The sequence below is a fragment of the Mesorhizobium sp. P2_C5_2 genome (assembly GCF_056404535.1).
Genome location: NZ_JBFUDV010000001.1, coordinates 174,815 through 198,089, shown reverse-complemented (window position 1 = coordinate 198,089; position 23,275 = coordinate 174,815). Strand labels below are relative to the sequence as shown.

The window sequence follows — 23,275 nt, the reverse complement described above, 5'->3', positions numbered from 1 at the left end:
GGCTCGGTGAAATCAAAGGCGGCTTGCCATTGGGCAGGCCGCCTTTTCTCTTGGCGGCGCTCTTGTATCGGTTGGGTCGGACCTACAGATACGTCATCTCGCGGCGTCCTGCACAGAGATGAGACCATCATGACGAAACGGCGCTCTTCCCTCGGTTTCCTCGGCATGTTCGGCCGCTCGGGCGACCTCAGGGAACTCGACAACGCGCTGCGCGGCGCCGATCTTCATCCGGCGCTTGTTCCCGAGGGCGTCAAGCTCACCATCGTCAATCTGATGAAGGACCATTGGCCGGACGAGCCGCCGCCGGAGGCCTACCGGTCCGTGGCGCAGCTGTTCGGCTATTGCATCGCAGGCCCACAAACGTTCGAACAGGCCAATGGCCCGGAACGGCGGCTGGAAGCGGAGCGCCGCATCGAGGCAGCTCTTGAAACCGGCGACAGCCTCGACGCGCAGATCGTGCTGATGGCGCTGCATGGCAAGCTGATCAGCGCCGAGGTTGTCGGGCGTTTTGGGCTAAGCGTGGACTGATTTCGTAAGCTGAGACTTACCCACCCATGCCACTGCGCGGCAGCTTGATCATCTCGCCGAAGCGGGCGCGCAATTTGTCGTCGAGCAGCTTCGGCACATGGCGGGGGAAGCGCTCGGCCAGGACACGTTTCTTCTCGATGATCGCCCGCTGCAAGATGTCGGGCCGGCCCTTCTCGTTCCATTCCTTGGGCGAAAAGCGGTCGCCGACGGCCGGATAAAAGTATTCGGTCTGCATCAGCCGCAGCGTCTGCTCATTGCCGAGATAGTGGCCCGGGCCATTCATGCAGACCTCGGTGATGGTGTCGATCGACAGCGCTTCGTCGGTGACCTCGATGCCGCGCACGCAACGCAGGCAGTGACCCAGCATGTCGTTGTCGATGATCAGGCTCTCCAGGCAGAAGCCGAGCAGCGAGGCATGCATGCCGGCCGATTCATAGACCAGGTTGAGGCCGGCAAGACCGGCCATCACGTCGGTGATGCCCTTTTCGTAGCCGGACTGGATGTCGGGCAGTTTCGAGTCTGTCATGCCGGCGGCCGAGCCGCCCGGCAGGTCGTAGAATTGCGCCATCTGTGCGCAGGCCGAAGTCAGCACCGCCTGCTCGGCCGAACCGCCCGACATGGCGCCAGTCCGGAGGTCGGAGACGAACGGCCAGGTGCCGAAGATCGCCGGATGCCCCGGCTTGATGGCGTTGACATAGATGAGACCGACCAGAACTTCGGCCACTGCCTGGACCACTGCGCCGGCAATCGCGGCGGGCGCGGTGGCGCCGGCCTGGCCGGCCGATAGCAGCAGGATCGGAATGCCGCCTTCGACACAGGCTTCGAGCACGCCGCAGGCGTCCTCGGCGAACTTCATCGGCGGAACGACGAAGCAGTTGGAGTTCGACACGAACGGCCGCGCGCGGAAATTCTCCTCACCGCCGGCGATCGCATAGAGCATCTCCAGCGCCGGCTGCACGTTCTCACGCACCGTGAACGAAGTGCCGACATGCTTGGACGTTCCCATCACGCAGGCGTAGAGCGTGTTGAAGTCCATTTCGAGCGGATCGGGAATGTCGCGCGGCACCATCGGCCGCTGGAAGAAATGGATGTTGTCGAGCCCTTCGACGAGGCGGGCGGCGTCATAGATGTCTTGCACCAGCGACTCGCGGTATTCGCGCTTTTCGACATCGACCAGATGCACAGCGGCACCCGCGGTGCCGTAATGCACGCGTTTGCCCTGGATCAGCATGTCATGCCTTGGATCCTGGCCGTGCAGCGTAAAATTCCGCGCTGCCTTCTTGATCGTGTCCATTACCAGGCCGCGCGGGAAGCGGATGCGGCCGTCATCGCCATAGGTAGCACCGGCTTTCGTCAGCGCCTCGATGCAGGAGGGAATGGCATTGGCGAAGCCGACGGTCTCCAGCAGCGTCAGCACCGCTTCATGGATGCGCTCCTGATCGTTTTGCTTGAGCGGGCCGTAGCTGCCGCCTTCGAGGCCGGCGCGCACCGGCCGGATGTCGTCAGCCAATGGTGCAGCCCGCATGGCGCGTCGCGCTTCGCGCCCGCCGGATCGCCGCGAACGCTGGTCGCCCAAAGCTTCCTGCTTAAGATCTGCATCCTTAAGAGCCGCATCCTGCTTCTCAAGAGCCACTGACATGGGAGGCACTCCACCTTTAGCTGCGAAACCGGACGCGGTGATTGGTCCACCGTCGGCCTGCTTCGTCCCCTTTGTCAGCCGACTATGCCGCCGGCATTGGCACAGCCTATGGGCCAGCGGGCCCCGTCGCATATGCCAGAGCGCTAAAGAACAGTGTTGGGAAGGATGCCACAGCCGAGGCCATTCAAGGCCCCGGCATAGGCAAAATTAGGCAGCTGCCGGCCTGCGTCCGGCCGCGGTCGCGAGTTCGCGAATGCCCGGCTCGATGTGCTGCAGCGCGATCGAGGAAATGCCCAAGCGCATGAAACGCGACGGCTTTTCGGTGCGGTCGAAGAAGCGGTCGCCGGGCTCGATGATGACGCTGCGCGACGCCGCGGCCTCGGCCAAACCCCGCGCATCGGTGCCGCGCGGCCCTTCCAGCCAGAGCGATGTACCGCCGGCCGAATCGGTCGAGCGCCATTCCGGCAGAAATGCGGAAATCGCATGGACCAGACGCTTGCGGCGTTCGTCGAAGGCGGAAGACAGCCGCCGCACCAGCGCCTCGTGATGGCCGAGCGACAGGAACAGCGCCACGGCGCGCTGATTGTTGGCCGGCGGGTGCCGCAGCATGAAGCGGCGCAGCGCCCTGAGCTCAGAGATTAGTCCAGCCGAAGCCACGATGTAGCCAAGCCGCAGGCCCGGAGCCAGCGTCTTCGACATCGAGCCGACGTAGATGACGCGGCCGGAACGGTCGAGGCTCTTCAGCGCCTGCTGCGGCGCCTCGTCGAGAAGCTGGCTGTCATAGCCGTCCTCGATGATGATCTGGTTGTGGCGGTTGGCGCGCGCCAGAAGGTCCTGCCGGCGCTCCGCCGACAGCGGCACCATGGTCGGGCAATGGTGGCTGGGCGTAACGAAGACAAAGCCGGAATCGTTGGGAATGGAAGAGGTTACGATGCCGGACTGGTCGACCGGAACCGGCTGGATGTCAGCGCCCGCGAGGCGGAAGATCGAGCGGGCATCGGGATAGCCCGGGTCTTCCATCGCCACCTTCGAACCCTTGGTCATCAGCAGCGTCGCCAGCATATAGAGCGCGTTCTGGGCGCCCAACGTGACGATGATCTCGTCCGGATTGGCGAAGATACCGCGCCGCGGCAGGAGCCGCGCCTGGATCTGCTCGATCAAGAGCGGATCGTCGCGATCGACCATGTCGGAGGCCCAGTTGCGGATCTCCAGCACCGCGAGCGCCATGCGGTTGCACTCGCGCCACTCGGCTGTCGGGAACAGCGCCGGGTCGAACTGGCCGTAGACGAAGGGGTAGGACGACTTGATCCAGTTGTCGTGCTTGGCTGGCGGCGGCATGTCGCTGGCGGCGATCTGCCGGCGTGCCTTCCAGTCAATCTCGTTCTGCTGGTCCGGCGCCTTCTGGTGCGGCTTGGCCGGGGTGGCCAGCACGTCCGGATTGACGAAATGGCCGCGCCGTTCGCGCGCCACCAAGAAACCTTGGTCGACCAGCTGCTGGAACGCCAGCACCACGGTGCCGCGCGCAACGCCGAGTTTTTCTGCCAGGATGCGGCAGGACGGAAGCGGCATCGAAGCGGCGATCTGCCGGTCGAGGATGGCGGCGACGATCGCCTGGCGAATCTGCGCCTGCAGGGTTTGGCCCGATTCCGCCGAAATCCGGAACAGGCCGGACCATATGGCCGTGTCGTTACGCTGTGGCATGGAAGAAGTTCCTCGATGGCCAAACTTTTTTGCTTGGCTGGACCAGCGGAAGGTAACCGTGGCACAAGGGGTTGCGCCAATCAATTTTTCTGATCGCTGGGATTTATGCCAGTGATCTATCCCCGGGTGATGCGGTGCATCATCCCCGCGCGACGCGGAGCGTCGTCGCGCCGCGTTTCACGAGCGTGACGCGCAGCGTCATCGCTTCCCGGCGCGCCCGCGACAACACTTTGTCGTGCCACGGTTTGCCCCACTGCGTCATCCCCACGCATTGAAACAGACGAGATTCGGCTCAATAACATCGGCGCGACGACACGCGCCGGAAACATCCGGTCTGATAAGATGTCGTGAAAAAGTATCAGGAGCCGGCATTGGATCATTCGTCCTTCGACAAACAGCTTGTCGCCTTGCGTGCTGCGCGCGCGGCGGCATCGGGCACGATGCGCGAGGCTTTTGCCGCCGACCCCAAGCGCTTCGAGACATTCTCGGCCAGTGACGGCGACCTTCTGCTCGACTGGTCGAAATGCGCGGTCGACCAGCGCACGATGGAACTGCTCGAAAAGCTCGCCGGCGCCGCCGACCTCGAAGGCCGCCGCGCCGCGATGTTTTCCGGTAAGAAGATCAACATCACCGAGGACCGCGCCGTGCTGCACACGGCGCTGCGCAACCTCTCTGGCAAGGGCATCACCGTCGACGGTCAGGACGTCAAGGCGGATGTGCTTTCCGTGCTCGACGCCATGGGCGCCTTTGCCGATGCCATTCGCTCCGGCAAGGCCGCCGGCGCCACCGGCAAGAAGATCACCGACATCGTAAACATCGGCATTGGCGGTTCCGATCTCGGCCCGGCCATGGCAACGCTGGCGTTGGCGCCTTATCGTGACGGCCCGCGCGCGCATTACGTCTCCAACATCGACGGCGCCCATATCCACGACACGCTGAAGGACCTGTCGGCGGAAACCACGCTGTTCATCATCGCCTCGAAGACTTTCACCACGGTCGAGACGATGACCAATGCCGAGACAGCGCGCAAATGGGTGCAAAAGGCGCTCGGCAAGGAAGCTGTCGGCAAGCATTTCGCCGCCGTCTCGACCGCGCTCGACCTTGTGGCCAAGTTCGGCATCGAAGCGGATCGCGTGTTCGGCTTCTGGGACTGGGTCGGCGGCCGCTATTCGCTGTGGGGCGCCATCGGCCTGCCGGTGATGATCGCCATCGGCCCACGCAACTTCCGCGCCTTCCTCGACGGCGCGCATGAGATGGACGAGCACTTCCGCACCGCGCCCCTGCAGAAGAACCTGCCGGCGCTGCTGGGACTGGTCGGCTGGTGGCATCGCGTGATCTGCGGCTATCCGGCCCGTGCCGTCATCCCCTATGACCAGCGCCTGTCCAGACTGCCTGCGTATCTGCAGCAGCTCGACATGGAATCGAACGGCAAGGGCGTCACCCTCGACGGCACGCCGGTGGCGACGCCGACCGGACCGTTGGTCTGGGGCGAGCCCGGCACCAATGGCCAGCACGCCTTCTTCCAACTGCTGCACCAGGGCACCGATTTCATCCCGGTCGAGTTCCTCGCCGCCGCCGTCGGCCACGAGCCTGATCTGAAACACCAGCACGATCTGCTGCTCGCCAATTGCCTGGCGCAGTCGGAAGCATTGATGAAGGGCCGCACGCTGGACGAGGCGCGTGCGCAGATGCTGGCCAAGGGCATGAAGCCGGCCGATGTCGACAAGATCGCTCCGCACCGCGTCTTCTCCGGCAATCGTCCGTCGGTGACGATCCTCTACCGCAAGCTCGACCCGCGCACCTTCGGCCGGCTGATCGCGCTCTACGAGCACCGTGTCTTTGTCGAGGGCACTCTGTTCAACATCAATTCGTTCGACCAATGGGGGGTCGAGCTCGGTAAGGAACTGGCGACCGGGCTGCTGCCTGTCGTGGAAGGCAAGGAGAGCGCCGCCAAGCGCGACGCTTCGACGGCCGGGCTGGTGGCGCGCATCCAGCAATTGCGGGGTCAGGCATGAAAAACCCGGCCGATATCAAGGGCATCTTGTTCGACAAGGACGGAACGCTCGTCGATTTTAACGCGACCTGGCTCGGCATCGCCGATTTCATGGCCATGGACGCTGCCGAGGGCGATCGCTGGAAGGCCGACAGGCTGCTTTCGGCGGCGGGGTTCGATTTTGTCGCCAAGCGCTTCAAACCGGATTCCATCTTCGCCTCGGGCACCAATATGGACGTCGTCGAGCTGTGGTTCCCGCGCCTGTCCGACGAGGACCAGATGCTGGCCGTCGCCCGCTTCAACGAGATCACCTCCGTACAGGGCTCGTCGATGGCGGTGGCGCTGCCGGGCATCGTCGGAGCGCTGACGGCGCTGCACAAACGCGCCTACCGGCTCGGCGTCGCCACCAACGATTCGACCGCCGGTGCGGAGAAGACGATGGTCACGCTCGGCGTCGCCCAGCTCTTCGACGCCGCCTATGGCTATGACGCGGTGGCCAATCCGAAACCGGCGCCGGACACCATCCTCGCCTTCTGCGACCTGACCGGGCTGAGGCCGGCCGAGATCGCCATGGTCGGCGACAACCGTCACGACCTGGAGATGGCGCGCGCCGGTGGCTGTGGCCTGGCGGTCGGCGTGCTCTCCGGCACCGGCACGCGTGAATCGCTGTCAGCGATCGCCGATGTGGTTTTGGATTCCGTTGCCGACTTGCCGGACTTTCTGTCGGCGAGGGTCAAGGAGACGGTCTGACGGGGAAGGCCTGGGGCAAAACGGCACTTTGCCGTCAACGGCCGAGGTGGGCCGCAAGCTGAACCTCCGCTTTTGGCTGTCGCGCTGCCCTTAAGCTCCGAATATACATGCCTGCCCCTGCACATGTGCAGGGGCAGTAAGAACAGCAATGCGGACGACCGAGCGTGAGGTCGACAGATTCCCGAATTCGGCTAGCCACCGTCGCGAAACGCGCTAGGCTGCTCCGATTAACGAAGCCAGGCTTGTTCTATGGAGCGCCGCCTTACCGCTATCCTTGCCGCCGACGTGGTCGGCTATTCTAGGCTGATGGGCGTCGACGAGGCCGGCACCCTGGCGGCGCTTAACGCCCATCGCAAGGAATTCGTCGACGGCAGCATTGCCGAGCATCGGGGGCGCGTCGTCAAGCTGATGGGCGACGGGATGCTTGTAGAATTCCCCAGCGTAGTCAATGCGGTGGCCTGCTCGGCAGCGATCCAACGCGGCATGGCCAGCCGCAACGAGGGCGAGCCGGGCGATCGCCGGATCGACTTCCGGATCGGGATCAACCTCGGCGACGTGATCGTCGAGGGCGACGATATCTTCGGCGATGGGGTTAACGTCGCCGCTCGGCTTGAGAGCATGGCGGAGCCCGGCGGGATCGTAGTCTCGTCTTCGGTGCGCCATGAAGTCGGTGACCGTTTGGGTCTTGCGTTCGAGGATCTCGGCGAGCGCAAATTGAAAAACATCAAGCACCCGGTACGCGTGTTTCAGGTTAGATTGGAAGGGTCAATTCGCATCGAGCCGCGGGCGCTTGCCAGCCAGCGCGACCAGGCATCGGTTGCGGTCTTGCCGTTTCAGAACATGAGCGGCGATGCGGAGCAGGAATATTTTGCAGATGGTGTCGTTGAAGACATAGTCACAGCGCTCGCTCACTTTCGCCACTTGCTGGTCATCGCCCGCAATTCGAGCTTTGCGTACAAAGGCCGCGCCGTGGACGTGAAGAAGGTAGGGCGCGAACTGGGTGTTCGTTATGTGGTTGAGGGCAGCGTGCGCCGATCTGGCGAACAGCTGCGCATTTCAGCCCAGCTCATCGATTCCTCGACAGGGGCACATTTGTGGGCCGACCGTTTCGACGGCGCGCTGGCGGAGGTGTTCGATCTGCAGGACCAGATCACATCGAGCATCGTCGGGGCAATCGCGCCGAAAATGGAGCAGGCCGAGATCGAGCGCGCCAGACGCAAGCCGACGGAGAGCCTTGAAGCCTATGACTACTATCTACGCGGGCTTGCTACCTTCGACCGGACGATCACCAAGGCCGCTGGCGAGGAGGCGCTGCGGCTTTTCAATCAAGCGATCGCCCGCGACCCAGAGTTCGCACTCGCCCACGCCAGGGCCGCGCGATGCTATTCCACTCGGAAGAGCAATGGCTGGATGGTCGATCGCACGCAGGAAGTCGAGGAGGCGCTTGGATTTGCTTCTAGAGCGATCGACCTCGGTCGCGACGATGCCATTGCGCTTTCGTTTGGTGGCTACGTGCTTGGCTATGTCGGTGGCGACATTGAAGAGGCCGCGGCCCGCCTCGACGAAGCGCTTGCGCTCAACCCAAACCTGGCTTTGGCGTGGGGCTACAGCAGCTGGGTCAAGACGTGTTTGGGCCAACCGGACAAGGGAATTGAGCACGCCGCGCGCGCAATGCGCCTCAGTCCGCTCGATCTGCGAATTTACTCTTGGCAGTTCTGCACCGCGCTGGCCCACTTCTGTGTCGGCCACTACGACGACGCGTTACTGTGGGCGGAGCGGGCGCTTCGACAGCAACCCAACTACGCAAGCGCGTTACGCGTTGCTGCCGCCAGCCACGCCCTAGCCGGGCGATCAGATCAAGCGAAGGAGACGATCGAGCGACATGCGAAGGTCGCTCCTGCGCTGCGGCTTGTAAATATTGCTGACGTGCTGCCGCCGTTCCGACGACTCGAAGACCGGAAAAAGTATGTCGAGGCTCTGAAGATGGCGGGAATGCCGCACTAGTAATTTCGTGCATTGCGCCTTTGAAGCCGAGAGCAGACGGTTCGGTTCTGGAATAACTAGCAGAAAGGCACCACTCCCTTGGTGACGCCATCTTGGCCGCAACGGCTGCCCGTTCAAACTTTTGTCCAGGAGCCTACTGTCTGGGGGGGCATCAGCGATGTCTGCTCTCGGGCACCGGCAGAGTAGTCCTCTGTGGCTGACATGAGGCGCAAAGCAGTCGTTCATGTCGGTGCCGGCGTAAAGTCAGCTTGGGTCGAGCTCGGCCATTCAGCGACTGGGCTTTGCTTTCGCCGTCAGCGCTCTTCCGCCTCAAACGAGAACACACCACTCGGCTTGGTCGCAACCCCTCTTGCGTCGCCGAAATCCGGCACCTGATACTCCGCCAGCAACCGCAGCCGGGACAGCGGCAGGTCGTTGCGACGGGGATCGCCGACCAGCACCTCGATGCCGGCCTCCAGGCAGCGGTCGAGGAATGGGATCACCCGCAAAGCAACCTCGCGGCTGTAGAACACGTCGCCGGCGAGCACGAGGTTGACCGCCGGTGGTGGACCCGTGGTGATATCCTGGTCGACGATGGTGATCTCGACGCCGTTGGCCGCGGCGTTGAGGCCGATGGCGGCAACGCCATTGCGATCGATTTCGGCGGCGATCACCGCGCCGGCGCCGGCCTTGGCCGCGGCGATGCCGACGAGGCCCGAACCGGCGCCGAGGTCGAGCACGCGGCGGCCGGCCACGCTCTGCGGATGGTTGAGTATATAGCGCGCAAGCACCGCGCCGCCCGCCCAGGCATAGGCCCAGTAGGGCGGCTGTTGCTCAAGCGTGTCGTCGTCCGGTTCGACAGTATCGTCGTCCGCGTCGGCGCCTCGGTGGGGGTCGACAAGCCGCCTCAGGCCGCTTGCCGGATGGGCCGTGTAGAGCAGGATTTCGGGAAGTGCTGGAACAGGCGCAAGGCGCATGTTCGCCTTGATGAACGTCGCCGCGTCGAAACGCGGATTGTCGTCTGCACCGCGACTACGCTCGTCGTTCAAATCTATTCCCGCAGCGCCCGGCGCAAAATCTTGCCGACCGGCGTCTTTGGCAGTTCGGTCCGGAACTCGATGTATTTCGGCCGCTTGTAGCCAGTCAGGTTCTCGCGGCAATAGGCGGTCAGCGCCTCGACGGTCAGCGCCGGATCCTTCTTGACCACGAACAGCTTCGGCACTTCGCCCGAATGCTCGTCCGGCACGCCGATTGCCGCCACTTCGAGCACACCCGGATGCTGGGCGACGACTTCCTCGAGTTCGTTCGGATAGACGTTGAAGCCGGAGACCAGGATCATGTCCTTCTTGCGGTCGACGATCTTCGTGTAGCCGCGCTCGTCCATGAAGCCCATGTCGCCGGATTTGAAGAACCCGTCCTTGGTCATCACCTTGGCGGTCTCGTCCGGCCGGTTCCAGTAGCCGGCCATCACCTGCGGCCCGCGGATGCAAATCTCGCCGACCTCGCCCAGCGGCAGATTGTTGCCGTCATCGTCGCGGATGACGATCTCGGTCGACGGCAGCGGCAGGCCGATCGTGCCGGTGAAATTGCTGTCGCTGAACCTGTTGGCGGTGGCCACCGGCGAGGTCTCCGACAACCCGTAGCCCTCGGTGATCGAGTTGCCGGTCAACGCCTTCCAGCGCTCGGCAACCCCCTTCTGAACCGCCATGCCGCCGCCCAGCGTCATGATCAGCGGTTTGAAGTCGAGCTTGCGGAAATCCTCATTGTTGAGCAGCGCGTTGAACAGCGTGTTGAGACCCGGAAAAATGTGCATCGGGTACTTCTGCAGCTCCTTGACGAAGCCGGGAATGTCGCGCGGGTTGGGGATCAGCACGTTCTGGGCGCCCTGCTGCATACCCATCAGCGCGTTCACCGTCAGCGCGAAGATATGGTAGAGCGGCAGCGCGCAGATGAAGTTGAGATGCGCCGGCTTCGGCTTGATCGCGTAGGCGTCCTGCAGCCACAGCGTGTTCTGCGCGACATTGGACAGCACATTGGAGTGCAGCAGCACAGCACCTTTGGAAATCCCCGTGGTGCCGCCGGTATATTGCAGGAAGGCGACGTCGCTGGCTTCCATCTTGGCCGGCTTGAAAGCGATGCCGGCGCCGGCCTTCACGGCCGCATTGAACTTGACATGGCCGGGCAGCGACCACGCCGGCACCATCTTCTTTACCCGCCGCACGACGAGGTTGACGATCGTGCCCTTGAGGCCGCCGAGCATGTCGCCCATTGCCGCGACCACCACATGCTTGACCGCCGTCCTGGCAATCACCACGTCCAGGGTGCTGGCGAAATTCTCGAGAATGACGATCGCCTGCGCGCCGGAATCCTTGAGCTGGTGTTCGAGCTCGCGCGGCGTGTAGAGCGGATTGATGTTCACCACGACATAGCCGGCGCGAAGCACGGCCATCATCGCCACCGGATATTGCAGCACATTCGGCATCATCAGCGCCACGCGTGCGCCCTTCTGCAGGCCCTTCGACTGCAGATAGGCGCCAAAGGCAGCCGATTGCCGCTCGAGTTCGGCGTAGGAGATCGACTTGCCCATGCACACGAAAGCTGGCTGGCCGGAAAACTGCTTGCAGGCACCGACCAGGAAGTCGCCGATCGAACTGTAGGGCAGGGTGCCGATCTCGGCCGGCACGACTTTCGAATAGCTTTTGAGCCACGGCTTTTCCGGCAGGCCTGCGGCAAGCGCCGTCAGCGTCTTGGGCAGTTTTTTGGCCGGGCCTTGCGCCGGCTTTGCCGCCGCCGTTTTCGCTGCAGCGCTGGCGGCGGGCTTTGCAACAGGTGCTGTCTTCGCGGCCGCGGCTGCGGCCGCGGGCTTGGTCGCAGGTTTCGCTGCCGGCTTGGCGCTTGCCTTCGCCGGCGCGATGGCTGCCTTTGGTTTGGCGGCGGGAGCGGTTTTGACCGAAGGCGCTTTCGGTTTGGCGGCAGCGGCGGCCGGCTTTGAAGCAGACCCTGCTTTTGCTTTCGCCGGGGCCGTTGTCCTTGTTGCTTTTGCCACCTCTAGCCTCCCTCAGTCGTTCTGTTGCCTGCTCCATGCTGCACCGCCTCTATATGGTGAGGCGTCCTCCGCTGCAGCGATGTCGCGGATTCCCGGGAAATCCGGCGTGTCATCTATCTATTGCGACTATTGGCGGCCGTGCAAGTCTTGCCCCAGCGGCAGGGACGGCAAAGATTTGCCGCCAAAATCTGTCCCGCGCTGTTGCCTTAGGCACCAGCCTGTCGCGATGGGCATGACGAGCCCAGCGCTGTGGATCATTGTTCCAGCGATATAGGTGATCAATGAAAAAATGCGGTCGTTAACAATCCCGTGATTAGCAGATTTTGCTATTTCTTTCTGAAATCGAGCAAAAGCCGAGAAATATTTTCTGCTTACGGTGGGGTAGGCAAACAGGGAGTTCCAAAGCCGGAAAAACGGTGCTTATATGCGCGCTTCGCGAGCCTGATAGAGGGGCTTGGAAGAACATCAGGGAGTGCTCAATGAAAAAGAAACTGACTTTTGCAGCCGCGTTGCTGGCTGCAAGCGTCCTCGGCGGCGTGGCCAATGCCAAGACGCTGGTCTACTGCTCGGAGGCCTCGCCGGCCAACTTCGACCCGGGTACCACGACGGGCGGCAACGACTTCGATGCCTCGTCGCGTACCGTTTATTCGCGCCTGGTCGAGTTCAAGCATGGCGGCACCGAAGTTGTGCCCGGCCTCGCCGACAAATGGGAGATTTCGGACGACGGCCTGGTCTATACTTTCCACCTGCATCCGGGCGTGAAGTTCCAGACCACGGATTTCTTCAAGCCGACGCGTGACTTCAATGCAGACGACGTCGTCTTTTCCTTCGATCGCCAGTTCAACAAGGAAAATCCCTGGAACGGCGAAAAGTACCTGCCGAACCTGACCTGGGACTACTACACCGGCATGGACATGCCGAAATACGTCGCCAAGTGGGAAAAGGTCGATGACCTGACCGTCAAGCTGACGCTGACCGAGCCGAACGCGCCGATGCTGGCCAATCTCGGCATGGACTTCGCCTCGATCGTGTCGAAGGAATATGCCGACCAGCTGGAAAAAGACGGCAAGATGGCCGACTTCTCGACCAAGCCGATCGGCACCGGCCCGTTCCAGTTCGTCGACTACCAGCTGGATTCGGTGATCCGTTATGCGGCCAACCCGGATTACTTCAAGGGCAAGGAAAAGATCGACGATCTCGTCTTCGCCATTACGCCGGACGCCACCGCCCGCATCCAGAAGGTGCTTGCCGGCGAATGCGACATCGCGCCCTATCCGAATCCTGCCGACATCGGCATGATCAAGGCCAACAACGACGTGACCCTGATGGATCAGGCCGGCCTGAACATCGGCTATATGAGCTACAACACCACCATCCCGCCGCTCGACAAGCCTGAAGTGCGCCATGCGCTCAACCAGGCGATCGATCGGGAATCGCTCATCAAGTCGCTCTTCCAGGACGCCGGCGCCACGCCGGCGGTAAACCTGATCCCGCCGACCATGTGGTCGTGGGACAAGGACGTGAAGTCCGACGCCTATGATCCGGAAGCGGCCAAGAAGGTGCTGGCCGATGCCGGGCTGAAGGAGATCCAGCTCTGGGCCTCCGATCGCGTGCGTCCCTACAACCCGAACTTCGCGCGCGCCGCTGAACTGATCCAGGCCGACTGGGCCAAGGTCGGCGTCAAGGCGGAGATCGTCAACTACGAGTGGACGAAGTACCGCGAGGAAGGCAAGAAGAAGGAACGCCCCGGCGCCTTCCAGATCGGCTGGACCGGTGACAATGGCGATCCGGACAACTTCTTCGCCACGCTGTTCGCCTGCTCGGCCATCGGCGTGTCGAACTACTCCAGCTGGTGTGACAAGGACTTCGAGGACCTGATCCAGAAGGCCAAGAAGACCAGCGACCAGGCCGAACGCACCAAGCTCTACGAAGAGGCGCAGGTTGTCTTCCAGAAGCAGGCTCCGGCCTTCCTCCTGGCACACAGCCAGGTCTACGCAGTCGTGCGCAAGAATGTCAGCGGCTTCATGATGGACCCGCTCGGCATTCATCGCTTCGACGGCGTCGACAAGGCCGAATAGAACTGTTAGGCGGGCGGCGCGCAATCAGGCGCCGCCCCCTTTTCAAGATGCTCCGATATCTCCTCAACAAAATCGTCTTGGTGCTCCCGACGCTGATCGGCATCACCATCTGTGCCTTCGCCTTCGTCAGGCTGCTGCCCGGCGATCCCATCCTTGCCATGGCCGGCGAGCATGGCGTGTCGCCCGCGCGCTACGAAGAACTGAAGGAACAGTTCGGCTACAATCTGCCGATCTGGCAGCAATATGCGCATTATGTCCGCGATGCCGCGACCGGTAATTTCGGAGTGTCGATCTCGTCCAAGCGGCCGGTCATCGAAGATTTCATGACGCTCTTCCCGGCAACCGTCGAGCTCTCTGTCTTCGCCTTGATCTTCGCCATGGTGCTGGGCATCCCGGCCGGCATCGTTGCAGCAGTCAAACGCGGCTCGTGGTTTGACCAGGGACTGATGGGCACCGCCCTTGTCGGCTATTCCATGCCGATTTTCTGGTGGGGTCTGCTGCTGATCATCTTTTTCTCCGGCTATCTCGGCTGGACCCCGGTTTCCGGCCGTATCGGCCTGCAGTTCTTCTTCAAGCCGATCACCGGCTTTATGACCGTCGACACCCTGCTCTACGGCAAATGGGATGCTTTTCGCTCGGCATTGAGCCATCTGGTGCTGCCGGCGGTGGTACTCGGCACCATCCCGCTGGCGGTCATCGCCCGCCAGACGCGCTCGGCCATGCTCGAAGTGCTGGGCGAGGACTATGTGCGGACCGCCCGCGCCAAGGGGCTGTCGTCGTCCCGCGTCATCGGCGTGCACGCGCTGCGCAATGCGCTGATCCCGGTGGTCACCACCATCGGCCTGCAGGTCGGCGCGCTGCTCGCCGGCGCCATCCTCACCGAAACCATCTTCGCCTGGCCGGGTATCGGCAAGTGGATGGTCGATTCCATCTTCAAGCGCGACTATGTCGTCGTGCAGTCAGGCTTGCTGTTGATCGCCCTTATCGTCATGGCCGTGAACCTGATCGTCGACGTGCTTTATGCCGTCATCAACCCGCGCATCAGGGCGGCGTGATGAGCCAGTCGACCGAAATCGCCCCGATGGCCGCTGGCAACCCTGACCGCCTGACCGGCTTCAGGACCTTCTGGCACTATTTCTCGGTGAACCGTGGCGCCGTCATCGGCCTGTTCGTCTTCATCCTGCTGGTGCTGGCAGCGCTCTTTGCGCCGCTGCTGGCGCCTTATGCACCCGATATCCAGGACAAGACCGCTTTCTTGCGGCCTCCCTCCTGGCAGGCAGGCGGCAGCGCCGAGTATCTGCTCGGCACCGACGCGGTCGGCCGCGACATGCTCTCGCGCCTGCTCTATGGCGCGCGCTTCTCGCTGCTCATCGGCGCCGTCGTCGTCACGCTGGCACTTACCGGCGGCATCACGCTTGGCCTGCTGGCCGGCTATTTCCGCGGCTGGGTCGACGTGGCGATCATGCGCGTCATGGATTTGATCCTGGCCTTCCCGTCGCTGCTGCTGGCGTTGGTTCTGGTCACCATCCTCGGCCCCGGCCTGTTCAATGCCATGCTGGCCATCGCGCTCGTCCTGCAGCCCCACTTTGCGCGTCTGGTGCGCGCCGCTGTCATGGCCGAAAAGGGCCGCGAATATGTGGTCGCCGCCAAGGTTGCGGGCGCCGGCCATATCCGGCTGATGCTGCGCACCATCCTGCCCAACTGCCTGGCGCCGCTGATCGTGCAAGGCACGCTGTCCTTCTCCAACGCCATCCTCGAGGCGGCCGCCCTCGGCTTCCTCGGTCTCGGCGCCCAGCCGCCGACACCGGAATGGGGAACCATGCTCGCCTCGGCGCGTGAGTTCATCCTGCGTGCCTGGTGGGTGGTGACTTTCCCTGGCCTCGCCATCCTGATCACCGTGCTTGCCATCAACCTGGTCGGCGACGGCCTGCGCGATGCGCTGGATCCGAAGCTGAGGAGGTCGTGATGGCGTTGCTCAACATCCGCAATCTCGTCGTCGAGTTCCAGACCGCATCCGGCCCGTTCCGCGCCGTCGACGGCGTCTCGCTCCATGTCAACGAACGTGAAGTGCTGGCTATTGTCGGTGAATCCGGCTCCGGCAAATCGGTGTCGATGCTGGCGGTGATGGGCCTGTTGCCGTGGACGGCGACGGTCACCGCCGACGAGATGAGCTTCAATGGCCGCGACCTCCTGAAGATGAGCCCGGCCGAGCGCCGCAAGATCGTCGGCAAGGACATGTCGATGATTTTCCAGGAGCCGATGGCCAGCCTCAATCCGTGCTTCACGGTCGGCTTCCAGATCGAGGAAGTGCTGCGCTTTCATATGGGCATGGACAAAGCCCAGCGCCGCGAGCGGGCCATCGAGCTGTTGACGCAGGTCGGCATTGCCGAGCCGGCCGAGCGGCTGAATTCGTTCCCGCACCAGATGTCGGGCGGCCAGTGCCAGCGCGTCATGATCGCCATCGCCATCGCCTGCAATCCGAAGCTTCTGATCGCCGACGAGCCGACAACCGCGCTCGATGTCACCATCCAGAAGCAGATCCTCGATCTCCTGGTCTCGCTGCAGGTCAAGTATGGCATGGGCCTGATCATGATCACCCACAATATGGGCGTCGTCGCCGAGACTGCCGACCGCGTCATCGTCCAGTACAAGGGTCGCAAGATGGAAGAGGCCGACGTGTTGTCGCTGTTCGAGAGCCCGAAGAGCAACTACACCCGCGCGCTGTTGTCGGCGCTGCCGGAAAACGCCGTCGGCGACCGCCTGCCGACCGTCTCCGACATGCTGTTCGAACCGGCCGCTGGAGTCGCCTGATGAGCATCAAGGTCGTCGAAGGCAAGAACATCAAGCGCGACTATCATGTCGGCGGCGGCCTGTTTCGCGGCGCGCGCACCGTGCATGCGGTCAAGGGCGTCTCGTTCAGCGTCGACAAGGGCAAGACGCTGGCCATCGTCGGTGAAAGCGGCTGCGGCAAGTCCACGCTGGCGCGCATCATCACGCTGATCGATCCGGCGACGTCGGGCGAGCTGTTCATCGACGGCAACAAGGTCGACATCGCCAGGAACGGCCTGACCAAGGAGATGCGCCGCAAGGTGCAGATCGTTTTCCAGAACCCTTACGGATCGCTCAATCCACGCCAGAAGATCGGCGATGTGCTGGGCGAACCGCTGCTCATCAACACCGACAAGCCGGCCGAGGAGCGGCGCGACCTCGCCATGAAGATGCTGAAGAAGGTCGGCCTCGGCACCGAGCACTACAATCGCTACCCGCATATGTTCTCGGGCGGCCAGCGCCAGCGCATCGCTATTGCCCGCGCGCTGATGCTGAACCCGAGCCTCTTGGTTCTCGACGAGCCGGTCTCCGCGCTCGATCTGTCGGTGCAGGCGCAGGTGCTCAATCTGCTCGCCGACCTGCAGGACGAATTTCAGCTGACCTACGTCTTCATCAGCCACGATCTGTCTGTCGTGCGCTACATCGCCGACGATGTGATGGTGATGTATTTCGGCGAAGCGGTCGAATACGGCGCGCGCGAGGAGGTCTTCGCCGACCCCAAGCACAGCTACACGAGGACGCTGTTCGCCGCGACGCCGCGCGCCGACGTCGCCTCGATCAAGGCGCGGCTGGCGAAGAAGAAAGCCGCCTGACCTCTCACTGGCAATTGCTTTTGCATAATCGGAAATGCGTCGCGGTGGTGGTTTGCCGGCAGGATTGATCGCAATCCGCGAGCTGCCGGGCGCAAGCCGCGTCGCAGATTCGGGTGCGCCCCATCACTCACCCGCTCCGTGCTGGTAAAGCTCGTCCATGCTGAGCTTTGCCAGCGTTGCGAAGGCGGCCTGTTTCTTCACCCGACCCCGGCTCAAGATCACCACGTCGTCGCAGAACGAGATGGTGCTGTGGTGATGGCTGATGACAATGGTGGTGCGGCGGCCGGCCCGCGACTTCAACGTCTCGACAATAGCGGCTTCCGACAACCCATCCACCGCACTGGTGGCTTCGTCGAGGATGAGGATATCGGGATCGCGCACCAGCGCCCGCGCCAGCGCGATCCTTTGCCTTTGTCCGGCTGACAGGTTGATGCCCCGGTATCCTACAAGTGTCGCGTAACCCCGCGGCAGGTGCTCGATGAATTCATGTGCCTCGGCCAGCCTTGCGGCGCGCATGGCGTCGCTGGCCGACGCCGTGTCGTGGCCGTAGATGATGTTTTCAAAAATGGTGCCGTCGACCAATTCCAGCTCCTGGCTGGCCAGGGCAATGTTCCGCCGCCACTGGCTTGGGTCGATTTCCCCGAGCGATGCCCCATCGACGAGGATCCTGCCGCTGTCGGGTTTGACGAAGCGGCACAGGAGATTGACGATCGTCGTCTTGCCGGCGCCCGAGCGGCCGATCAGCGCCGTCGAGCGGCCGCTGCGGATGTCGAACACCGCCTGATGCAACACCGCCTCGCGCGCGTCGGGGCCGGACAGGGCACCGGAATAGGCGAAGCTCACATCATCGAAGCTGATCCCTTGGCGCAAGCCGTCGAACGGCAGGCTGCCCTGCGGCGCCTCGGGCTTGTCGGAAGGATCGAGCAGCCATTGCACCTCCTCCAGCGAGCCGCTCATGCCCTGCAGCTGACTCCAAGACATCTGCAAGGCGCGCATATGAGGCTGCAGTCGGTAGAGCAGGATGAGGAAGGCGACGGTCAGCGGGAAGCTTACATTCGCCAGCCAGGTTCCGATCACCACCGCCAGGAACAGCATCGCGTGCAACACTTCGGTCAGTGGCGGCAAGACGCCTTGGCGGATTGAAAGCACGAAAGCCGCCCGCCGCACCCCGTCGGACGCTTTGGAGAAAACCGCCTTTTCGTGGTTCTCCTGCCCGAAGATGCGGATCAGGCGCCCAGCATGCACCAGATGCAGCATCTGCGACGCGAGTGCGCTGTTGCGCGAGACGACACTGCGGCTCGGCGCCTTCAGATTGGACGACAAAACCCCGTGCGCCAGCTGGACAAGCGCCAGCCCCAGCGTCACCAGCAGCGTCATCTGCCAGGACAGGAGCAGGAGGAAGGCGAGCAGGATGACGGCGGCCGAGGCACTGACGATCGCGCCGAGCAGGGCCTGGATGGCGTCGGACGCTCGCCAGGATTCGTTGGAGATGATGTTGAGCAGCCGTCCGGGGCTTTGCTGCAGGAAGAAAGGGTAGCCGACCCTGAGCAACTGCTCCGACAGTGCGCTGCGGATCGAATAACCTGCCTTGCCGTAGATGAAGCTGGTCAGCAGCGTGTTGGCGAAGGCAAAGACATTCTTCAGCACGATCGAACCGAGGATCGCGGCCGAAATGGCGATCAGCCGCTCGCGCTCGCCGAGGTCCGCTCCAACCTGCTGGAGGAGGGCGGAGAAACCGGCCATGCCTGATGTTTCGCCATGCCCCATAATGATGCCGAGCAGCGGAATGATGAGGCCGATGCCGAGGCCTTCCAGCGCGGCGCCCGCAAGCCCGAGCCCCACCACGACGGGAACGAGCCGCAACAGCCTGCCACCAAGCGCGCGGCGCAGCATTGGCAGGGTTGACGGCATCAGTGACATTATCGCGCTCTGGCCTCCGCATTGGCTTCGCTAGCTTGCCGGTCCTGGCGCGGCGGCAGCCGTTTTGGCCATCCCATCATGACGAGCAGCGCAAATCTGGCGGCACCTGCCAGATTCATGACGACAATAGGCCAGTGCGACAGATCGAGGTCGCGGTCGAAGCGAGGACGGCCCGCCAGTTCCTTGAACGCGGCCCGCGCGGACCAATAGACATGGCGAAGCAGCCAAGGGGCGTGGCGGACATGTTTCAGGCACAGCGCACCATTACCGAGGCTATAGTCGCGGTGCAGCCTGTCGATCGATTTGCGGTCTCGCCGGCCGTGATGATGCAGGACCGTCATGTCGGGCACATACTCGACCGGCATGCCGAGCAGCATCGCCCGCACGAGATAATCCGTATCCTCAGCCGAGCGTAGCGGGCCGCCAGTGCCGAAGCGTTCGTCGAACGAGCCGATGCGGGCTGCGACGTCGCGGTGCATGGTCATGTTGCAGCCGAGCACGAAGCCGCCCGGGTGGACCGCTGGGGTTAGCCGCTCGCGCGCCTCGCAGCGCTTGATGGTGAAGGGCAGGTCCCGGGCATCGCCGAGCTCGACGCGGCCGCCGCGGATCAGCCACTTCTCGCCACTCCGGTAGTGCCGCTCGAGGTCGCGGAGATAGTCGCGATCGAGCTTGCAGTCATCGTCGATGAAGACCAGCACGCGGCCTCGCGCTCGCGCCAATCCGGCATTGCGGGCAGCGGCTAGTCCGGGGCGAGTCTCCGAGACGGCTGTGACTGGGATGTCTGATGTTTCGGCGATACCGGCCAGCCGCTTTGACGTGCCGTCCCGTGAACCATTGTCGACCACCACCAACTCAGCCGCGAAGGCGGCGTGCGCCCGGCATGCAGCCTGGATCGAGGCTATGCAGGCCTCCAGCACAGCGGCGCGGTCACGCGTGCAGACGATGAAGCTGACCTCGAGCGACGGCCGCTCCGATCGGGGAGATGTCTGGACAGGCGCACTCGCAAACGAGTGATCGCGCAGGAGCGAGTGGGGCCTGTCGGTCATACCAGTCCCCGCTGATAACGCGAAAGCACCGCTTCGGCCGGCGTGGTTTTGAAGAAGTACGCCACCGCGTCCGCCCGCTTTCCGGCCGCTATCGAGACCAGGCTGAGCCAGGGCGCCCAGACGCCGGGACGCAGCGCGTATTTTTCGCGGCGGCGGATGAAGTTCCATCTCGCTGTCCGCGTAAGCAATTCATGCGTCAGCGGCGGTTCTCTTTCGTCGCTGACGAGCTGGTAGAGGAAATAGAACAGGTTCAGCGCGCCGGCCTCGAAGCTTGGCCGTGTGCCGGCCGGCAGCGCGGAAATCCGCTCTTCCAGCGCACGGATGAAATCGGCTGCGCGCGCAACTGTGTCGAGCGAGACGACCTCGCCGATGTCGCGCAGATCCGCGGTGGCTTCCACGAGCCCCTCACGCTCGAGATTTTCGGCCACGATCCGCAAATGCGTCCTGCGCATTTCCTTGGCATGCCGCATGGTCACGCTTCCTGCATGGATGCGATAGACGAGCAGGTTATCGGGCGACATGGTCGCCGGGAAACGGCCAGCAAGCCGCCGGAAGAGATCGAAATCCTCGGCGTGCCTGTATTTGGGATCGTAATAGAGATCGTCGCTCCCTATGACCTTCCTGTTGTAGACCACTGTCGGATGCATGAATATCGTAAAGAACATCGACAATATGTCGAGCCGGCCGAGCCGGAACACCGGGTCGAGCCTGCCCTTGGCGATACGGCCGTGAAGCAAGGTATCGACGCAGGCGCCGCAGAAGCCGAGCTCGGGCCGCCGCTCGAACAGTGCCACCTGGCGCGAGAGGCGCCAGGGATAGGCGACATCGTCCGCGTCCATTCGCGCAACCAGCTCGCCCTGGGCCAGTCGCAGCCCTTCATTGAGGGTGGCGACGAGGCCGCGGTTTTCACGTGAGATGACAGAAACGCGATTGTCGGCCCGGCGGTATCGCTCGAGGATCTCGAGCGAATTGTCAGTCGACCCGTCATCGATAGCGATGACCTCCAGGCGATCGTAGTCTTGCCGCAGAATGCTCCCTAGCGCAGCGGCGAGATAAGGCCCGGCATTGTAGACCGGCAGCAGGACGGAAACGAGCGGCGCGGCGGTCATCTCTGCGCATCCGTTCGCTGGAGATCGGGCGCGGCGCGGCCATCGGGGGATCCGCTGGGATAGGCGTCCGCCGCTCTGCCGAGCCAGCCGGCATCGCTGGCGCGTGCCTGGGAGCGGCGGCGCGCGACATAGGGGAAGCGGCGCTTGAGGCCGTTGAGCGGCTTTTCGAAAACCGTCCACGAGATCGAAGCGACGGCGATCGTGGCGGCGCTCGCGACCAGGAACCGCCCTGGCCCCTGCTCCGAGACATTGAGCGGAATCCACGGCTGTGATTTTACGGCGAGCGACAGAAGGATCGGATGGTAGAGATAGACGCCGTAGCTGATGCGGCCCAGTGACAGCAGCGGCGGCAGTTCCAAAACCCTGCCGAGGGTGCCGCCAAGGCCGGCTGAACAGGCGGCGACAACGGCCACCAGCGGCACCAGGGGCAGGATCTGCAGCAGCGCCCAGCGGGCCCATTCCAGCATGGGATCGGCCGGCGCCGGGACAAGCCACTCAATCGCCAGGAAGATGGCCGCAAGGGCTGGCCAGCCTAGCCGCATCCATCGCGGCAGGCCAGCGCCTCTGGTCCGCCGGCAGGCAAGCAAAGCACCCAACGCCAGCGCATCCATCGATGCCGGCGGCAGCAGGTCGCGCGCCAGCGCCGGGGTGGCGGTGATCGGCCAGTAGAAGCGGTAGGCCAGCGACAACAGGATGACGCCGATAGTGATCGCTTCCATGCGCCGGCGCGGTGCAAGAAGCACGACCAGCGGCCAGGCGATGTAGAACTGCTCCTCGATGCTCAGGCTCCAGAAATGGCAGAGTAGCCAGGGCGTCCATTCGTTGCGCAGCGCGTACCAGAAATTCGACAGGTAAAGCGCATGCCAGACGAGCGATCCGCTGGACTGCTCCAGATCGGTCAGCCAGACGAACCCGAGCACAGCGAAATAGGGCGGGAATATGCGCAGCGCGCGCCTGATGTAGAAGGATCTCAGTGCAGGGCCGGCTTCGAATTCGGCCACGGCGCGGGCTTCGAGCAGCACTCGGGTGATCAGGAAGCCACTCAGCACGAAGAACAGCCGCACGCCGATATGGCCCCAAAAGGAGGACCCGTTGGGTGCCAGGAAATGAGAATAGAGAACCATCGTGACAGCGATGGCGCGCAACGCGTCCAGCTGATTGTCGCGTGCGACCGCCATCAGCCATTTCCGCCGGTCTGATATCTCCGATGAAGCCGGCGGCCCGCCATTCCGGGCCTCAGGTCGAGGCCTGCAAGCGTTGAGAATGCGCCGACAGCATCAAACTCGTGCCTTGTGCGCGAGGCAGCCTCGAAATCGGTGGCCAGCGAAAAATTCAAGCTGGTCAACTTGGCGGAATCCTCCACAGCGCACGTCCTGGTACTGAATCCCCCCAGGAAATGGTGCAGCCGTGCAATGGTGCAGTGCAACACAAAATATCTATCGAACTGTAATGTTTATGTGAGCGAATGCTAAAAATGGATATGATTTGCAAATGCACTGCGTCGCTGACGGATTTTTCTCGCGCGCCATGCTATTAGATGAGTTGTATCGTATCGGAAAGATCAGGTTTAATTACATAGTTCGAAATCTTGAGTGTCTGATATCGTCAGAAAATTAACAAAATAGCTTGAGATTGTGGGTGTTGTATTTTATAATTTAAGTTTATATTGTAGAATAGTCGGAAAAATCGAAACCATCGATTTTGCGCAACGCAGCACAATCGATGGTCAAGCGTCTGACGACGCAATCCTTCCCGATGGCTCGGTCAATGCCGATACTGGAACCGACAACCGGAGACATCCGCACCTGTGGCGGCGGCCATATGGCGCATGTCGACCCGGC

Annotated in this window: 17 protein-coding genes; 9 read left to right on the top strand and 8 right to left on the bottom strand. The window is 63.0% G+C overall.

Annotated elements, in window-relative coordinates:
- The first annotated feature begins 129 nt into the window (after positions 1-129).
- On the top strand, positions 130-528 hold the full coding sequence (locus tag AC1D1B_RS00900) for a hypothetical protein (protein WP_477328849.1): 399 nt from the start codon (positions 130-132) through the stop codon (positions 526-528).
- A 16-nt stretch (positions 529-544) separates the two neighbouring features.
- On the opposite strand, the gene AC1D1B_RS00895 is transcribed toward AC1D1B_RS00900, so the two are convergent.
- A complete protein-coding gene (locus AC1D1B_RS00895; RefSeq protein ID WP_477328848.1) occupies positions 545-2,167 on the bottom strand; it encodes a trimethylamine methyltransferase family protein in 1,623 nt (540 codons plus the stop codon).
- 207 nt (positions 2,168-2,374) lie between these two features.
- On the bottom strand, positions 2,375-3,868 hold the full coding sequence (gene pdxR / locus AC1D1B_RS00890) for a MocR-like pyridoxine biosynthesis transcription factor PdxR (protein ID WP_181056391.1): 1,494 nt from the start codon (positions 3,866-3,868) through the stop codon (positions 2,375-2,377).
- 371 nt (positions 3,869-4,239) lie between these two features.
- Between pdxR and pgi the strand changes: the two genes are divergently transcribed.
- The 3 genes from pgi (at position 4,240) to AC1D1B_RS00875 (ending at position 8,615) form a co-directional block, all read left to right on the top strand.
- Positions 4,240-5,883 carry a glucose-6-phosphate isomerase gene (pgi, locus tag AC1D1B_RS00885; RefSeq protein WP_477328847.1) on the top strand — a complete coding sequence of 548 codons (1,644 nt, stop codon included), beginning with the start codon at positions 4,240-4,242 and terminating at the stop codon, positions 5,881-5,883.
- On the top strand, positions 5,880-6,611 hold the full coding sequence (locus AC1D1B_RS00880) for an HAD family hydrolase (RefSeq protein ID WP_477328846.1): 732 nt from the start codon (positions 5,880-5,882) through the stop codon (positions 6,609-6,611). The genes pgi and AC1D1B_RS00880 overlap by 4 nt, the downstream gene beginning before the upstream one ends.
- Before the next feature lie 249 nt (positions 6,612-6,860).
- Positions 6,861-8,615, top strand: a complete 1,755-nt coding sequence (locus tag AC1D1B_RS00875; protein ID WP_477328845.1) for an adenylate/guanylate cyclase domain-containing protein — start codon at positions 6,861-6,863, stop codon at positions 8,613-8,615.
- A gap of 293 nt (positions 8,616-8,908) precedes the next feature.
- Here AC1D1B_RS00875 and AC1D1B_RS00870 read toward each other — a convergent pair whose 3' ends face one another.
- Both AC1D1B_RS00870 and AC1D1B_RS00865 read right to left on the bottom strand, forming a co-directional pair.
- Positions 8,909-9,571 (bottom strand): class I SAM-dependent methyltransferase, encoded by a 663-nt coding sequence (locus tag AC1D1B_RS00870; RefSeq protein ID WP_477330487.1) that lies wholly within the window; start codon positions 9,569-9,571, stop codon positions 8,909-8,911.
- A gap of 74 nt (positions 9,572-9,645) precedes the next feature.
- Positions 9,646-11,640, bottom strand: a complete 1,995-nt coding sequence (locus AC1D1B_RS00865) for a long-chain-fatty-acid--CoA ligase (protein WP_477328844.1) — start codon at positions 11,638-11,640, stop codon at positions 9,646-9,648.
- Between the two features lie 479 nt (positions 11,641-12,119).
- Here AC1D1B_RS00865 and AC1D1B_RS00860 point away from each other — a divergent pair, with 479 nt between their 5' ends.
- From AC1D1B_RS00860 to AC1D1B_RS00840, 5 genes are read left to right on the top strand one after another with little or no spacing between them, the layout of a single operon-like run.
- The gene (locus tag AC1D1B_RS00860; protein ID WP_477263894.1) at positions 12,120-13,718 is read left to right on the top strand and encodes an ABC transporter substrate-binding protein; all 1,599 of its coding nucleotides are present in this window, start codon (positions 12,120-12,122) and stop codon (positions 13,716-13,718) included.
- Positions 13,719-13,765: 47 nt separating this feature from the next.
- Positions 13,766-14,773 (top strand): ABC transporter permease subunit, encoded by a 1,008-nt coding sequence (locus AC1D1B_RS00855; RefSeq protein WP_477328843.1) that lies wholly within the window; start codon positions 13,766-13,768, stop codon positions 14,771-14,773.
- 26 nt (positions 14,774-14,799) lie between these two features.
- Positions 14,800-15,684 (top strand): ABC transporter permease subunit, encoded by an 885-nt coding sequence (locus tag AC1D1B_RS00850; RefSeq protein WP_477330485.1) that lies wholly within the window; start codon positions 14,800-14,802, stop codon positions 15,682-15,684.
- Positions 15,684-16,529: an ABC transporter ATP-binding protein gene (locus AC1D1B_RS00845; RefSeq protein ID WP_477328842.1), complete on the top strand. Its 846-nt coding sequence runs from the start codon at positions 15,684-15,686 to the stop codon at positions 16,527-16,529. The genes AC1D1B_RS00850 and AC1D1B_RS00845 overlap by 1 nt, the downstream gene beginning before the upstream one ends.
- A complete protein-coding gene (locus AC1D1B_RS00840; RefSeq protein WP_181056381.1) occupies positions 16,529-17,359 on the top strand; it encodes a dipeptide ABC transporter ATP-binding protein in 831 nt (276 codons plus the stop codon). Before AC1D1B_RS00845 ends, AC1D1B_RS00840 begins: the two co-directional genes overlap by 1 nt.
- A 123-nt stretch (positions 17,360-17,482) precedes the next feature.
- Here the strand turns inward: AC1D1B_RS00840 and AC1D1B_RS00835 are convergent, their stop codons facing one another.
- Genes AC1D1B_RS00835 through AC1D1B_RS00820 form a run of 4 tightly spaced genes read right to left on the bottom strand, consistent with a single transcriptional unit; the run spans position 17,483 to position 22,612 of the window.
- Positions 17,483-19,279: an ABC transporter ATP-binding protein gene (locus AC1D1B_RS00835; RefSeq protein ID WP_477328841.1), complete on the bottom strand. Its 1,797-nt coding sequence runs from the start codon at positions 19,277-19,279 to the stop codon at positions 17,483-17,485.
- On the bottom strand, positions 19,279-20,325 hold the full coding sequence (locus tag AC1D1B_RS00830; RefSeq protein WP_477328840.1) for a glycosyltransferase family 2 protein: 1,047 nt from the start codon (positions 20,323-20,325) through the stop codon (positions 19,279-19,281). Before AC1D1B_RS00830 ends, AC1D1B_RS00835 begins: the two co-directional genes overlap by 1 nt.
- The gene (locus tag AC1D1B_RS00825; RefSeq protein WP_477328839.1) at positions 20,322-21,434 is read right to left on the bottom strand and encodes a glycosyltransferase family 2 protein; all 1,113 of its coding nucleotides are present in this window, start codon (positions 21,432-21,434) and stop codon (positions 20,322-20,324) included. Before AC1D1B_RS00825 ends, AC1D1B_RS00830 begins: the two co-directional genes overlap by 4 nt.
- Complete coding sequence (locus AC1D1B_RS00820) at positions 21,431-22,612, bottom strand: acyltransferase family protein (RefSeq protein ID WP_477328838.1); 1,182 nt, start codon at positions 22,610-22,612, stop codon at positions 21,431-21,433. The genes AC1D1B_RS00825 and AC1D1B_RS00820 overlap by 4 nt, the downstream gene beginning before the upstream one ends.
- Positions 22,613-23,275 lie beyond the last annotated feature (663 nt).

Excerpts from the sequence above, each read along its gene's own strand:
- AC1D1B_RS00900 (WP_477328849.1), top strand. The coding sequence starts at position 130 with ATGACGAAACGGCGCTCTTCCCTCGGTTTCCTCGGCATGTTCGGCCGC.
- AC1D1B_RS00895 (WP_477328848.1), bottom strand. The coding sequence starts at position 2,167 with ATGTCAGTGGCTCTTGAGAAGCAGGATGCGGCTCTTAAGGATGCAGAT.
- pdxR (WP_181056391.1), bottom strand. The coding sequence starts at position 3,868 with ATGCCACAGCGTAACGACACGGCCATATGGTCCGGCCTGTTCCGGATT.
- AC1D1B_RS00880 (WP_477328846.1), top strand. The coding sequence starts at position 5,880 with ATGAAAAACCCGGCCGATATCAAGGGCATCTTGTTCGACAAGGACGGA.
- AC1D1B_RS00875 (WP_477328845.1), top strand. The coding sequence starts at position 6,861 with ATGGAGCGCCGCCTTACCGCTATCCTTGCCGCCGACGTGGTCGGCTAT.
- AC1D1B_RS00870 (WP_477330487.1), bottom strand. The coding sequence starts at position 9,571 with ATGCGCCTTGCGCCTGTTCCAGCACTTCCCGAAATCCTGCTCTACACG.
- AC1D1B_RS00860 (WP_477263894.1), top strand. The coding sequence starts at position 12,120 with ATGAAAAAGAAACTGACTTTTGCAGCCGCGTTGCTGGCTGCAAGCGTC.
- AC1D1B_RS00855 (WP_477328843.1), top strand. The coding sequence starts at position 13,766 with ATGCTCCGATATCTCCTCAACAAAATCGTCTTGGTGCTCCCGACGCTG.
- AC1D1B_RS00850 (WP_477330485.1), top strand. The coding sequence starts at position 14,800 with ATGGCCGCTGGCAACCCTGACCGCCTGACCGGCTTCAGGACCTTCTGG.
- AC1D1B_RS00845 (WP_477328842.1), top strand. The coding sequence starts at position 15,684 with ATGGCGTTGCTCAACATCCGCAATCTCGTCGTCGAGTTCCAGACCGCA.
- AC1D1B_RS00840 (WP_181056381.1), top strand. The coding sequence starts at position 16,529 with ATGAGCATCAAGGTCGTCGAAGGCAAGAACATCAAGCGCGACTATCAT.
- AC1D1B_RS00835 (WP_477328841.1), bottom strand. The coding sequence starts at position 19,279 with ATGTCACTGATGCCGTCAACCCTGCCAATGCTGCGCCGCGCGCTTGGT.
- AC1D1B_RS00830 (WP_477328840.1), bottom strand. The coding sequence starts at position 20,325 with ATGACCGACAGGCCCCACTCGCTCCTGCGCGATCACTCGTTTGCGAGT.
- AC1D1B_RS00825 (WP_477328839.1), bottom strand. The coding sequence starts at position 21,434 with ATGACCGCCGCGCCGCTCGTTTCCGTCCTGCTGCCGGTCTACAATGCC.
- AC1D1B_RS00820 (WP_477328838.1), bottom strand. The coding sequence starts at position 22,612 with ATGGCGGTCGCACGCGACAATCAGCTGGACGCGTTGCGCGCCATCGCT.